The 13,504-nt window shown below is 61.8% G+C and carries 13 protein-coding genes; 8 read left to right on the top strand and 5 right to left on the bottom strand.

The genetic code is table 11. The features are described 5' to 3' along the window. Positions 1 to 154: 154 nt before the first annotated feature. Entirely contained in the window at positions 155 to 1,381 is a 1,227-nt protein-coding gene (locus AC1VXC_RS04030; protein ID WP_481538099.1) for an EAL domain-containing protein, read from the top strand. Positions 1,382 to 1,967: 586 nt separating this feature from the next. After that, complete coding sequence (locus tag AC1VXC_RS04025) at positions 1,968 to 2,648, top strand: response regulator (protein WP_482995006.1); 681 nt, start codon at positions 1,968 to 1,970, stop codon at positions 2,646 to 2,648. A gap of 60 nt (positions 2,649 to 2,708) precedes the next feature. Here the strand turns inward: AC1VXC_RS04025 and AC1VXC_RS04020 are convergent, their stop codons facing one another. Further along, on the bottom strand, positions 2,709 to 2,885 hold the full coding sequence (locus AC1VXC_RS04020; protein ID WP_313170127.1) for a hypothetical protein: 177 nt from the start codon (positions 2,883 to 2,885) through the stop codon (positions 2,709 to 2,711). A 258-nt stretch (positions 2,886 to 3,143) separates the two neighbouring features. Further along, positions 3,144 to 3,821 (bottom strand): response regulator, encoded by a 678-nt coding sequence (locus tag AC1VXC_RS04015; protein ID WP_481527540.1) that lies wholly within the window; start codon positions 3,819 to 3,821, stop codon positions 3,144 to 3,146. Positions 3,822 to 4,326: 505 nt separating this feature from the next. Between AC1VXC_RS04015 and AC1VXC_RS04010 the strand changes: the two genes are divergently transcribed. From AC1VXC_RS04010 to AC1VXC_RS04000, 3 genes are all read left to right on the top strand, one after another. Then, complete coding sequence (locus tag AC1VXC_RS04010) at positions 4,327 to 4,635, top strand: hypothetical protein (RefSeq protein WP_481538096.1); 309 nt, start codon at positions 4,327 to 4,329, stop codon at positions 4,633 to 4,635. A gap of 202 nt (positions 4,636 to 4,837) precedes the next feature. Then, entirely contained in the window at positions 4,838 to 5,737 is a 900-nt protein-coding gene (locus AC1VXC_RS04005; RefSeq protein WP_481538095.1) for an AraC family transcriptional regulator, read from the top strand. A gap of 388 nt (positions 5,738 to 6,125) precedes the next feature. Then, on the top strand, positions 6,126 to 7,223 hold the full coding sequence (locus AC1VXC_RS04000) for a zinc-binding dehydrogenase (protein ID WP_481538094.1): 1,098 nt from the start codon (positions 6,126 to 6,128) through the stop codon (positions 7,221 to 7,223). A gap of 90 nt (positions 7,224 to 7,313) precedes the next feature. On the opposite strand, the gene AC1VXC_RS03995 is transcribed toward AC1VXC_RS04000, so the two are convergent. Next, positions 7,314 to 8,201, bottom strand: coding sequence for a LysR family transcriptional regulator (locus AC1VXC_RS03995; protein WP_481538093.1), 888 nt, complete (start codon positions 8,199 to 8,201; stop codon positions 7,314 to 7,316). 124 nt (positions 8,202 to 8,325) lie between these two features. Between AC1VXC_RS03995 and AC1VXC_RS03990 the strand changes: the two genes are divergently transcribed. From AC1VXC_RS03990 to AC1VXC_RS03980, 3 genes are all read left to right on the top strand, one after another. Beyond that, entirely contained in the window at positions 8,326 to 9,375 is a 1,050-nt protein-coding gene (locus tag AC1VXC_RS03990) for an NAD(P)-dependent alcohol dehydrogenase (protein WP_481533726.1), read from the top strand. A gap of 259 nt (positions 9,376 to 9,634) precedes the next feature. Continuing rightward, positions 9,635 to 10,129 (top strand): (R)-mandelonitrile lyase, encoded by a 495-nt coding sequence (locus tag AC1VXC_RS03985; protein ID WP_481538092.1) that lies wholly within the window; start codon positions 9,635 to 9,637, stop codon positions 10,127 to 10,129. A gap of 231 nt (positions 10,130 to 10,360) precedes the next feature. Continuing rightward, positions 10,361 to 11,572 carry an MFS transporter gene (locus AC1VXC_RS03980; RefSeq protein WP_481538091.1) on the top strand — a complete coding sequence of 404 codons (1,212 nt, stop codon included), beginning with the start codon at positions 10,361 to 10,363 and terminating at the stop codon, positions 11,570 to 11,572. 93 nt (positions 11,573 to 11,665) lie between these two features. Here AC1VXC_RS03980 and AC1VXC_RS03975 read toward each other — a convergent pair whose 3' ends face one another. Both AC1VXC_RS03975 and AC1VXC_RS03970 read right to left on the bottom strand, forming a co-directional pair. Further along, a complete protein-coding gene (locus tag AC1VXC_RS03975) occupies positions 11,666 to 12,733 on the bottom strand; it encodes an LLM class oxidoreductase (RefSeq protein WP_481538090.1) in 1,068 nt (355 codons plus the stop codon). Next, positions 12,730 to 13,395, bottom strand: a complete 666-nt coding sequence (locus tag AC1VXC_RS03970; RefSeq protein WP_481538089.1) for a glutathione S-transferase family protein — start codon at positions 13,393 to 13,395, stop codon at positions 12,730 to 12,732. The genes AC1VXC_RS03975 and AC1VXC_RS03970 overlap by 4 nt, the downstream gene beginning before the upstream one ends. Positions 13,396 to 13,504: the final 109 nt, after the last annotated feature.

The following is a 13,504-nucleotide window of genomic DNA, read 5'->3' as shown; positions in this document are numbered from 1 at the left end:
TGGTGAAAAGCCCGATTTCAGGGCGTTGTCTGAAGCTTGCAACACGAATATTAGGACTGGGCCGATGTAGGCCGGACGGCCGCACTGGAAGAATGACTCCATCGAGAACAGCCCTTTCCCAGATATCGCCGCTTCTGGCGTGGAGACATCGCCCATGAACGCTCTTGCCCAGTTCGTATCACCCCAACCGGAAGCCCGGATGATCCAGAATGCGCTGGTGGTAGACAGCAACGAACTGCAGCATCTTCCGATGGCCAAGGTGTTGCGTCAATCAGGGGTGTCTGAAGTCATTTCGGCCCTGGATGGTGCGCGGGCGGTGGCTGCATTGCGTGATCGCAGCTGGGACCTGATTGTCCTCGATCTGGATATCACCGACCTCACGGGGCTGCAGGTGATCGACCTGTTGGCCGAGCGTTGCCGTAATGTCAGGCTGGTGATCGTAAGCAGTCAGCCCAGCAGGATACTGAACGCGGCCTCGGCGTATGCACGCCATCGCGGGCTGGCCGTGGCAGCCGCTCTGCGCAAGCCGCTCAAGGCGGAGCAGGTGCGGAACATCGTTGCTGCCGCGGTCGAGTCGCCGACGTCAGCCCATGACGCCGCACCGGTGAAGCGCTCCGCACAGCAGTTTTCGCGTGAGGAACTGCGCGGTGCATTGCTGGAGCAACAGATCCAGGCCTATTTCCAACCTCAGCATTGCGCAATCACCGGTGTGCTGCGTGGTGCCGAGATCCTCGCGCGTTGGCACCGGGCAGATGGCTCGGTACTGGCACCGGCGGAGTTTCTTCCCGCAATGGAGCGCGAAGGATTGTTGGAGTCGCTCACCAGCTACATGCTGTCCTGCGCGTTCGACTGCATCGCTGCGGAAGATTCAGAATCGTCCTTGTTGATGGCGGTGAATGTTCCGGCATGCATAGCTACCGGCGTTCACTGGGCACAGAGCGTTGCTGATCATGCCTATCATGCAGGAGTCGATCCGAGCCGGGTGGTTATCGAGATCACGGAAGATGGTGGTGAGCGCTGCAATCCCGCGCTTGCTGGTGCTGTAACCCAATTGCGGCTGCGTGGTTTCAATTGTGCCATCGACGATTTTGGCAGCGGTGATTCATCTCTGGACAGATTGCTGCAAGTGCCTTTCAACGAGCTGAAGATCAACCGCAGCATGTTGGTGGAGGCGCGCGATCACGCGCATGCCCGCTGCCTGCTGGCCAGCACCATCGCCATGGCCCGGCAGATGGTTGCCACGGTTGTCGTCGAGGGCGTGGAAACCTATCGGGACCTGGACATGGTGCGCAGCCTGGGCTGCCACACCACCCAAGGGTACCTGCATGCTCGTGCCATGCCCAAGGCGGACTATCTGCAGTACGTCGCACGTCAGGACTGATCTGATGCGGAAGGCGTCTGCTCACCATGATGGCGCCGCGGACGATCTGCTTCTGTAAGCCAGACGCTCTTACCTGATTGCGGCCTTAGCTGTTTGCACACGGCTTACTTTCTGGCCACGCGATGGGGGCTGGCGTGCGGGTCTGGGCAGGCCGGTCGGGTCGGACGCCGGTGCGAAGGCGGGACACTCCCGATGCTCAGGCGTCTACGGAGACTTGGGCACGGGCAGTGTCGGCAGCGGCCTCTGCTTCCTGCGCAGGACTGGGGATAGCGCGCGGTTGCCCTGCGGTGGAAAGCTCACTTTACGGTAGGCGGGGCGCACCACAAGGTTCGCACCCATGCTACCGGTTTGTGCTCCCCTCCTGCTGCAATATGGGACGGGAGTTCTTCCCATGACTGGCCAGCGCCACGGCATGGGGGCCAAAGGGGGGGCGCTCAAACCGGCAGGCGAGTCTTTCCTTCGCTCACAAGTCTTTGTCTTTGGGCGTGATGTGACATAAATTCTGTCCAGACGTGCCTCGCAGGGTAGGGGATGCCTCCCCAGCCTGGATTGGCCAGCTGCCAGCGCACTTCACGGAGACCTCGCCATGAGTGGTTTCAGGATCAGGGTGATCTTGGCTGACGATCATCCGGGCATGATCGCCGGGGTGAAGTACGAATTATCGTCCATAGCCACGCTTGAGCTGGTGGGAACCGCTTCCGATTCGACCGAATTGATGGCGCTGCTTGGTAGCGTGGCATGCGATGTGGTGGTCTCCGACTACGCAATGCCGGCCGGCGACTTCGGCGATGGGATTGCGCTTTTCGGGATGATCGCCAGGCGTTATCCGCAGGTGCGGCTGGTCGTGCTTACGATGCTCGACAACCCGGCGGTACTGCATACCCTGCTGACGCAAGGGGTGAGCTGCATTGTCAGCAAGTCGGATGCATTGACGCATCTTGTGCCGGCGGTTCATGCGGCGCAGAGCGGCGGCAAGTACTACTCGCCCACCATCGACAAGGTGGTACAGGGCATCGAGCTCAACAGGCGCAGCCGCAACCCGGCCGGCGTGTTGAGCATCCGCGAGTCCGAAGTGGTGCGGCTCTATGCGTCGGGCCTGACGGTAAACGAGATTGCCGAGCGTCTGCATCGAAGCAAGAAGACCATCAGCACGCAAAAGGCCAGCGCGATGGAGAAACTGTCAATTGAAAAGGATGTGGACCTGTTGCGTTACGCGATGGAGAACGGTCTGGTTACTTGTTCTGGCGGCACCCCGGCCGCACCGTAAGCTGTGATCGTTGGGGGCCAGACATGAATGCAAGCGGCTCGCGCCAGCAATCGGACGGTTTCATTCCAAGTCCAGGCCAGCCTTTCCCGACTCCCACTGCAGCATGATCTTGCGCCTACGTTGTGGGGAGGCATACATGAACAGATTGAGAGTCTCCAGAAACTGATTTTTCTGGGCGGTGGATAGTCGGGCGAATTCGATCAGCAGCCGTCTGACGTCCGCGGTTTTCTTGTCCATCTTTGTGTTTTCTCAGCCGCAGCTCAAAAGCAAAGCACGCATGCGAGCGCCAGGTTGGCGCCGCACAAGGAATTTGCTCATGTTGTGTCAAGCGGTCTGGCGCAGCCATAGGACCGGTCCCAATAAGACAGAGATGTCTTGCTTTTGGTGGGTTCCCGAATTTCGGATTTGACTCCTTGATAGGCCATGCCGCGGGGAGGCGAGGGCTATCAATGTGCGATGCAGTGATGGGCAGCTGGCGGATGCACGCGGTAGTGATTACGACGCACGGGCGATGGAGGGAGCCGCTTCCGCGTCGGCCAGGCCTGATTCGATGCCGTATCTCAGCAGATCGACATCGCGCTTCAGTCCCAGCTTCAGCATGGCTGCCCCCTTTTGGGTGCTGATGGTCTTCTTGCTGCGACTCAGACGCTCGGCAATTTCGTTTACCGTCAGGCCGGAGACGAAGAAGCGGATGACCTCCAACTCACGGGTGGTGAGCGTCTGCACGCCGGAGTTGCCGGAAGTCACAGCGCCAGCGATCTCGGTGATGGTGGGCGACAGATAGCGTCCATTGGCGAAAGCGCCATGAACGGCTGGCATGAGGTGATTGAGCGAATCCGTCTTGCTCAGGATGCAGGAAATGCCCAGCGTCAGCAGTGAGTGCACGATGCCGGGATTCTCCAGCATGGTGAGCACCACGATCTTGATCGAGGGATAACGCTTCTTGACCAGCTTGAACAGCGCGATGCCATCACCGTAGCGTCCCCCAGGCATCGAGTAGTCGGAGATCAGCACGTCGCAGGGACTGCGCGCCAGTACATCCATGAGCTCGGTCGAATTGCGCGCTGACCCTGTAACGGAAATCGTGCCGGCGCTGGTAAGTACGTACTGAAGGCCGGCACGCACGGCTGAGTGATCGTCCGCGAGAACAACGCGGAGGCTGAGTGGCTTCATGGCGGATCGGCTTCAGTTGTTGAACGGGAGGAACCTCTACAGAGCAGACAGCCGCGCTGTGGGCAGCCGGCGCATGGCATGAAGGAGCAAAGAGATATTGGTTTGCCCTGCGCCTGCTGTTACTTTATTTGTGTAGTGTCAGCAAAGTAAGCACTACGGGTCCTATTCAACGGCTTTGCTTCGTAGGACGAGTCTGAACTGCGGGCCCTGACCACGCCGCCTGCGGGATCTGGTCCGCGCCCTTGCCCGGCGCTGTAAGCAAGCGGGGCAGACGTTGTTTTTAAAGGACTTTGTGGGGACGTCGGCGCAGCCCAGATGCTGGAGTCGGCTCAGGTGCGCAGGTATGAGGTACCAAACCCGGATCGCTGGTTTCATCACCAACATTGCACGCTTGATCGCCGCGTGTTCCCCGAACATTGCCGTGCTGGCGCAGGCGGCGGCGACACATCGCGCAAAATGTGATGAATCACTTTATTATTGAGCGCGAGCCAGCGGGGGATAGACAATGCGTGATGATCACGGTGCTGTGGATGAAGTTGAACCAACGCCCACCCCCGTGCCTGCAAAACGGCGTGGCCGACCGCGGCTCTACGATACCCCGCTATCACAGGCCGAGCGCGCAAAACGTTACCGCAAGGCGCGTCAATGGGATGAAAGCACTCTGGATGAGTGCCGTGACCCGGTATTGATGGATCGCCTGGGCTGGGCGTTGAAGCACAAGGAGACCTCCGAAGACGCTCGTGCCGCTTTGGACATCTATCTGGAAGAACTGGTTAGACGGCACCACAGCAAGGGCAAGCTCGCGCTCAGATGATCCGCGCTGCCGGTGCGCTGAACGCCGACGTCCGGTATCCGTTGCGGAATACCCACACGCAGCGTGCGGAACGGCAGTCAGCACCGTTGCTGTACTGACTGAACGAGGAGGCACGCAACTAGCCGCCATCGGTGCTCCTTGCCATTGTCGAAATGGCAGTTCCGGTCATTCCATTGCGCCGAATGCCCGCTAGGCTGACCGAATGGCATTGTTGACGGAACTGCAGGCAGCAATCGCCAGGCATGGTGCGCCTGGTTTCGCCGGCACGGTCATCCCACGTGTCACGCTACTACGCTCGGATGCTGGCGGTGCGATATCTGCGCCCGTGCGGGGCACCTGCTTGTTGCTTGTTGTGCAGGGTCGAGCGCGCCTGAGCTTGCGTGGGACGCCCTTCGAGCTGGCAGCACCGCGCTACGTGGTGGCGCAGGCACAGCCGCAAATGGCGGGCGAGATATTCCAGGCCGGCCCCGCACGGCCGTTTCTGGGTGTTGCCTTGCGCGTGGATCCCGCGATACTGTCCACGGTGTTACTGGATATGGGCGAACAGTTGCCTGACCCGGTGACGTCGATCGCTGTTGTGGCGGGCGTGCCAGGTCCCGAATTGCTCGATCCGCTGCATCGCTTGATCCGGTTGCTGGACAGTCCGGCAGACATCGGGATGCTCGCACCGTTGTTCGAGCGCGAACTGCTGTATCGGTTATTGCTTGGTGAGCAAGGGCCGGTTCTGCGCCAGTTCGCGTTGTCGAACGGCCGTCTTGCGCGGGTTGGTATCGTGATCAATCAGATCCGTGTCGGATATGCGCAACCGATGCAGGTGGGGCTGTTGGCCAGCCGCGTTGGCATGAGTCTGTCCTCGCTGCACCGCCACTTCTTGGCAGCTACCGGCATGAGCCCCTTGCAGTACCAGAAGCCTTTGCGCCTGCAGGAGGCACGGCGGAGATTGGCTGCGCAACCGTCCACCGCAGCCAGTGTCGCCTACGCCGTGGGTTACGAAAGCCCGTCGCAGTTCAGCCGCGAGTACCGGAAGATGTTCGGCGTGACGCCGTTGCGCGACGCGTTGGCAATGCGCGACAACGTTCTGCGGCCAGATCTGGCGAGGTGAACGATGTCGGTGGCGGCCTGTCATCGCGTGCGTCGGGGTGAAGACAGGATTGGGCAAGGGTTGGCCGATATCCGGCTACTGCAGGTACGTCAGATGTCCCTACGCTTGTTCCCGGCCTGCTCTGAGTGTGATGTCACGCATCCGCTGGTGGGCCGCTGTATCCCGCAACTCGCAGACGTTACGACAAATGCCGGCTGAGCCCATTCAGCAACGCGATGTCTGTGCGTTGCAGCTGTTGCCTGTTGTCTAAGCGTCAACCTGGATGGAGGTGGGCTACTGCACTGCTATCTGGCCTTGACTGGCGTTGGTAGCCAGGAGCGCGGCATCCACGCTCGCGTGGTGCTCATCCACCCCAACGCACCGTGCATCTCAACCGAAGAGAGCTTCAATGAAGGCATCCGTAGTGAGTTCAGTGGGTGGAGGTTTCGATGTGCAGGACATCGAACTGGACAAGCCCATAGGGCGAGAGGTTCTGATCGACGTCAAAGCCTCCGGGCTCTGCCATAGCGACTTGACGCTTGCCCGGGCCGGCATCGGCTACGCGCCGCCGGTAGTGCTGGGGCATGAAGTGGCCGGGGTGGTGATTGCGCTCGGTGAGGAGGCGTCGGAGTTCAATCTCGGCGATCATGTCGTCGCCAGCCTGATCCAGTTCTGTGGCAGGTGCGTGCAGTGCCTGTCCGGCCATACCCATGCGTGCCTGCAGCCGGAAGCGACATTGCGGGGGGACGCCGAGCCTGCCCGCCTGCGCAGCAGTGGCGGGCGTGTGATCAACCAGGGGTTTGGCCTTGGCGGCTTCGCGGCACAGGTACTGGCGCATGAGAACCAGATTGCACGCGTTCCGAAAGCGCTGCCCTTTGCACAAGCAGCGCTGTTGGGCTGTGGCGTGCTCACCGGAGCGGGCGCGGTGCTCAATACGGCTGGTGTGCAGCACGGCGAGACGGTGATTGTCATTGGCGCCGGCGGTGTCGGACTCAGCGGTATTGGAGGGGCACGGCTTGCCGGGGCGTCGCGCATCATTGCAATCGACGTGGCCGACGGCAAGCTTGAACGCGCAAGACGTTTCGGCGCCACCGACGTGATCAACTCCCGCGAGCGCGATCCAGTGCAGGCAGTGAGAGCTTTGCTTCCGGGCGGCGCCGATTATGTGTTCGACTTCGTCGGTGTCCGGGCAGTGATCGAGCAAGGCCTGCAGATGCTTGCCAAGGGCGGCGGGCTGTACCTGGTAGGAATCGGTGACGGAGCGACGAGCGTTGAGCTCCATGCCCTCAGCCTGCAACTGAACCAGAATCGGATCGAGACGGTTTACATGGGCTCGTCAAACCTGAAGCGTGATATCCCGTTTTACGCAGAAATGGCATTGGCCGGCCGCTTCAATCTGGCGGAGTTGGTGTCAAAGGAGATAGCGCTGTCGCAGATCAACGATGGCTTCGAGTCATTGAAGGATGGAGCGATCGCCCGTGTCGTGATCACCGACTTCAATAGTTGACCGTCTGGTCGGCCCCATCGCAGGGATTGTCGGTGATGCAGCAAGCAGCTCGGGACCAGGCGTTCAAGCAGCTGGTCCCGATGCTGCGGTTCAGATCCGCAGCGCATCCACCACCAGTGCGAATGCAGCCGAATGCTGGCGGCGGCTGGGGTAGTACAGGTGATAGCCGGGGAAGGGCGGGCACCAGTTCTGCAGTACGCGCACCAGCCTGCCTTGCTCGATGTGATCACCGAACTCTTCCTCCGGCAGGAAGGTGATACCAAGACCATCCAACGCCGCCTGCACCATTGGCGGCGAGGTGTTGAATACCGCCTGACTCTCGACCCGTACGTTCACCTGTCTGCCATTGCGCTCGAACTCCCAGACGTAGAGACCGCCGGAGGTGGCAAAGCGGATGTTGATGCATTTGTGCTGGGTCAGGTCTGCGGGAACCTTGGGAATCGGATGCTTCTCGAAATAGGCCGGCGACCCCGCTGCCGCCATGCGCACCTTGGGGCTGATCGGCAGGGCGATCATGTCCTTGTCGATGCTCTCACCCAGCCGCACGCCCGCGTCAAAGCGATCGGCGACGATATCGCGCAGCGCATAGCTGACGTCGAACTCGATGCGGATGTCGGGATAGCGGTGCATCAACGGCAACAGCTTGGGTAGCAGGATGGTCTGCAACGAGTGATCACCGCAGGTCAGGCGCAGGGAGCCGGCCGGCTTGTCGCGCAGCTCGGTGAGTGCATCCAGCTCCGCTTCGATCTCGTCGAAGCGGTTGCCAATGGCCAGCAACAGGCGCTCGCCTGCCGGCGTGGGCGAGACGCTGCGGGTGGTGCGGGTGAGCAGGCGGATCTGCAGCCGCTCTTCCAGTGCCTTGATGGCCTGGCTGAGCGCGGACTGCGAGACGCCCAGCAGCGCACCCGCGCGGGTGAAGTTCCCTTCACGCGCCACGGTGACAAAGGCCAGTAGATCATTGAGGTTGCGTCGTGCCATGGCCGCAGTGTGGCATGGTTGATTAATTAGTTCAGCTAATAGTGGCTAGAAGCATTGATTACCTTATCAGTCGAGTCGCCGCAGTGGACAATGGCCACCTTCCCCAAACACCGCCGGAGTTCCCATGTCTGTCAAAGCCTATGGCGCCTATGCCGCCGACAAGCCGTTGGAGTCGATGGACATCAGCCGCCGCGCGCCCGGGCCGCACGATGTGCAGATCGACATCGCCTATTGCGGCATCTGCCATTCCGACCTGCATCAGGTGCGTGCCGAATGGGCGGGGACCCAGTTCCCTTGCGTGCCTGGCCATGAAATCGTCGGCCGGGTTGCCGCAGTGGGCGCGCATGTGAGTGGCTTCAAGCCCGGCGATCTGGTCGGTATCGGCTGCATCGTAGACAGCTGCAAGCAGTGCGAAGACTGCGATGCCGGGCTGGAAAACTATTGCGATGGCATGGTCGGCACCTACAACGGTGCTACCGCGGATGCGCCGGGTTGGACGCTGGGCGGCTATTCGCAGGAAATCGTGGTTCATGAGCGCTATGTGCTGCGTATTGGGCACCCCGAAGACCAACTGGCTGCGGTAGCGCCCCTGCTATGCGCCGGCATCACCACCTATTCGCCGCTCAAGCACTGGAATGCCGGTCCTGGCAAGACGGTAGGCGTGGTCGGCATTGGCGGTCTGGGCCATATGGGCATCAAGCTGGCCCATGCGATGGGCGCACATGTCATCGCCTTCACCACGTCCGAGTCCAAGCGCGAGGCCGCCCTGGCGCTGGGTGCGGATGAAGTGGTGGTGTCGCGTGACGCTGCAGCGATGGCAGCACAGGGCAAGCGCTTCGACCTGATCGTCAACACGGTTGCCGCGCCACACGACCTGGATGCTTTCCTGGCACTGCTCAAGCGTGACGGTGCGATGGTGCTGGTGGGGGCGCCGGCGACGCCACACCCGTCGCCGAATGTGTTCAACATGATCACCAAGCGCCGCACCCTGGCCGGTTCGATGATTGGTGGCATTCCGGAAACCCAGGAGATGCTGGATTTCTGTGCGAAGCACCAGATCGTGGCGGATATCGAGTTGATCCGTGCCGAGGAGATCAACGAAGCCTACGAGCGCATGCTCAAGGGCGACATCAAGTATCGCTTCGTGATCGACAACGCCACCATGGGCGGCTGAGGCGGCTTGCCGAGTCGATAGTTGCCTGCAGCGTTGGCCCTGACGGCCAGCGCTGCAGTGAAGGCGCCGTATGGCCTGCTGGCGGCTTTCACTGCTGTTGCTGCCATACCACGTCGCCCGGCAGGTAGTGCTGATCAAGCGGATCAGCTCAGGGCGCCCGTATCTTCCATGGAATCCAGCCAGCCCATCGTCCTGATGGTTGCTGGGCGCTTCCCGACCGTCCAACGCCTTGGCAGGGCCGGTCTTTCAAGGAACACCTATGCAGGACTCACTGAAGAGCCTCGGGCTCATTGCGGTGGCTGTGCCGATGGCCGCGATCACGGCAGTGCCGGTATCCGCAGCTTCAACAACGCAGCATGTTTCGGAAGCCGGCAGTCGGCCATCGCTTGCAGGCAGCGCCGAGCACTTCACCGGGCGTGTACGCATCGATCCGGTGTGGTCGGCCGATCCAGCGCTCACCGCCTCCGGCGCCAGGGTCACCTTCGAGCCTGGCGCGCGTTCGGCCTGGCATACGCACCCGGCAGGGCAGCGCCTGGTGGTGATGTCCGGGGTGGGGCTTACCCAGGAATGGGGCAAGCCGGTGCAACAGATCCATCCGGGCGACGTGGTCACCTGCCCGGCGGGCGTCAAGCACTGGCATGGTGCCGGGCCGACGACGGCCATGACCCATCTGGCAGTCACTGGCGTGCTCGATGGCAGCAATGTCGAGTGGATGGAGCAGGTGAGTGATGAGCAGTATCACGACGCTCAATAGCCACACCCCCGTTCCTGTCTTCGCATCTTGCCGGGGAAGACCCACTGCGTGCACGAGGGTTTCACGCGTCGTTGTGACCACGCGGCAGTAGCCGGCTGCGTGCAGGGTTTGGTTCCCGCGACACGCTGATGCTCCCCCCGTGGCTCTGGACGCAACGAGCCCGCTTCTGTGCCGGCACCGCGGCAACACCGCGGTGCTGATCAATACAAACATCAAGTAAAGAGGTTTCTCATGTCGACTCCCGTCGTCGGCACGCCGGTGCGTGCCTGTGCGGAGCTGGACGAGGCTGCATCGCATTGGAGTGGCGTTTTCGCCATGACCCTGTGCGTGTTCGCCTTGATCGCCTCCGAGTTCCTGCCTGTCAGCCTGCTCACGCCGATGGCGGCCGATCTGGGTGTCAGCGAAGGCCTGGTGGGGCAGGGCATCGCCATCTCGGGTGCGTTCGCGGTGGTGACCAGCCTGTGCATAGCGCGATTAGCAGGCAATGCTGATCGCAGGACCTTGCTGCTCGCATTGACCGCGTTGATGGCCGTGTCCGGCAGCGTGGTGGCACTGGCACCAAACTACCCTGTCTATCTGGTCGGGCGCGCGCTTATCGGCGTGGTTGTGGGTGGATTCTGGTCGATGTCCGCGGCCACCGCCATGCGGTTGGTGCCTGTTGCGCAGGTGCCACGCGCCCTGGCCATCTTCAACAGCGACAACGCATTGGCGACCGTGATTGCGGCGCCGCTGGGCAGCTATCTCGGTGCCGTCATGGGCTGGCGCAGTGCCTTCTTCTGCCTGGTTCCGATCGCACTGATAGCGCTGGTGTGGCAGTGGTGCAGCCTGCCGTCGATGAAGGCTGAGCGTGTCGATGCGGCCAGCGGCGTGCTTCGTCTGCTCAGTCGCAGGGCCGTGGCGCTTGGCATGGCGGCCTGCGCGGCATTCTTCATGGGACAGTTCGCACTGTTCACCTACGTGCGACCTTTCCTGGAGACGGTGACGCAGCTCGACGTGTCTGCGCTGTCCTGGGTGTTGCTGGGGATTGGCCTGAGTGGATTCATCGGCACCGCCTTGATTGGTGGCGTCCTCAAGCAAGGTCTGTATCGGGTGTTGATCCTCATACCCGTACTGATGGCGGTGATCGCGCTGGCCTTGATACCGATGGGGCGCTCGCTGACCGCCGTCGCCGTGCTGCTGGGGTTGTGGGGGCTGCTTGCCACCGCTGCGCCGGTGGGCTGGTGGAGCTGGATTGCGCAGACCCTGCCCGGTGAGGCGGAAGCAGGCGGCGGCCTGATGGTTGCGGTGATCCAGCTGGCTATCGCGCTGGGGTCTACGCTTGGAGGGCTGCTGTGGGATCACAGCGGCTACCAGAGCACCTTCGTCTTGAGCGCGGTAGTACTCGCATCGGCTGCGCTGCTTTCCGTGGTGATTTCACGATTGCCTGCTGAGGCCAGTCCGTAGGCATTCCTCCGTGTTGCGCGCCTCCCGCCAGGATGTATTCCTGGCGGGACACGCCGGCAAGCGTCGCTGTGATCCGGCAAGCCGATGACAGTGCTACCAACGAATCGCTGGCGGTACCGGCGAATCGTGCGAAGGGTACAGGGGGAGCACGTACTCCGACAGCTCCTGCAGGACGTCCTGTGCCGGACGCTGACTGAACTGGATTCCCAGGGCCGCATGGTTGACGCCTGCACGCTGCCATTCGCCGAGTAGATTGATCAGGCCGTTACGGCCCGTCCGCAAGGTGTAGCCGCCATCGATCGCCGTTCTGGGATGATTGGGGTCTTCCACCAGATCGATCCACTCGTTGGTGACGTGCGGGCGGAAGCCGTCATCCCCGATCAAACCTCGCCACGCGCGTATCTTCTCGGCCAGGCGCTTGGGGCCAGCGGCGTGGTGGGTGGCATCCGGGTAGGTCAGCCAACCATCGGCATGTTCGGCAACCCATTGCAGCGATTGCCGCGAGGTTCCGGTCACCAACAGTGGCACCGCAGCGGCCACCGGTTTGGGCAGCAGCTCGACGCCTTGCGCACGACCCAGGGGCGAGTTGATGTCCAACATGCCCGGCTGCATCAACTCGCGGACGTAGCTGACCGTATCTGCAAAGCGCTCGGCACGTTGTGCGTGTTCGATGCCATACGCCGGAAACTCCACCGGTCTGTCGCCAGAAGCGATACCCATCACCAGGCGCCCACCAGACAGCTGGTCAATGGTGGCTGCCGACTTGGCCAGGTCGATGGGGTGCCGCAGCGAGAAAATGGCGCTGCCAGTGGCCAAGGCGATGTGTGCGGTCTGGGCCGCAAGGAATGCCAGATAGGTGAACGGGTCGAAGACCTGCCCGGCATCACCGAACAAAGGATCGAACAAGGGAACATCACGTACCCATACCGCAGCAAAGCCAGCGCGATCCAGTTGAGCAACCATCTCCGACTGCCCGGCCAGGATTCGCATGTCGCCCCGATAGAAGCGCAATGGCAGGAAGATGCCAAGACTCAGCGCGTCCTGACGGAACATCCGCTGATAACCACGGTGGTGCGCAAACGCGGGCGCAGATGCACCCTTGAGCGCTGCTTGCGTATCGATTCTGTTGCTCAGTGCGCTCACTTTCTGGTTCTCGATCATGGGCCGGTCGCCGGTTCGGGGATAAGTACGCCGCGCTGTACGGCGGGTCGTTCGGCGACACGGGCGTGCCAATCGCTCAAATTCGGATAGGCGCTGAAGTCCAGGTCGATGACACGGGCGATATGCGTCCAGCCAAAACCGGCGATGTCGGCGATGGAGTATTCGTCTCCGGCCAGCCAAGGCCGGTCAGCCAGACGCTGATCCAGGGTCGCGAAGAACTCGTTGCTCAAGCGCCGGTAGCGCTCAATCGCGACTGGGAGTGCTTCGTCGGCAAACATCTCGAAGTGAACACGCTGGCCAAGGATCGGGCCAACGCTGGCGGCATGGAACATCAGCCAGGTGATCGCTTCCCATCGTGCCGTGGGTTGCTGTGGAAGGAGGCGGCCGCTCTTTTCAGCCAGGTACAACAGGATGGCAGCCGACTCGAAGACAGTGATGCCAGCAGATTCGTCCACAAGCACGGGAATGCGCGCGTGAGGATGCAGTTTCAGAAACTCCGGCCGCCGGTGCTCGCCTTCGGCGATGCGCACGTGATGCAGCTGATAGGGTAGTTCGAGCTCTTCCAGCGCAATGCTTATCTTGAAGCCGTTTGGTGAGCTGTCGGTATACAGATGAAGTGTTGGGCTGGGCATGAAGTAGTCCATTTTTGGGATGCGGTTCACCGAAGCCACCTGGGGGAGACCCGGTGCGCAGCTGGCGAAAGTGAGGAGCAGATGTTGGGCCTGCGGGTTGCTGCAGGCCGCCATGAGAGGTCGCATGGTGGTGAGCTCG

The organism is Stenotrophomonas sp. STEN033 (assembly GCF_056856655.1).
Note: the sequence above shows the minus strand (reverse complement) of the source record. Positions and strands in the feature narration are given on the sequence as shown.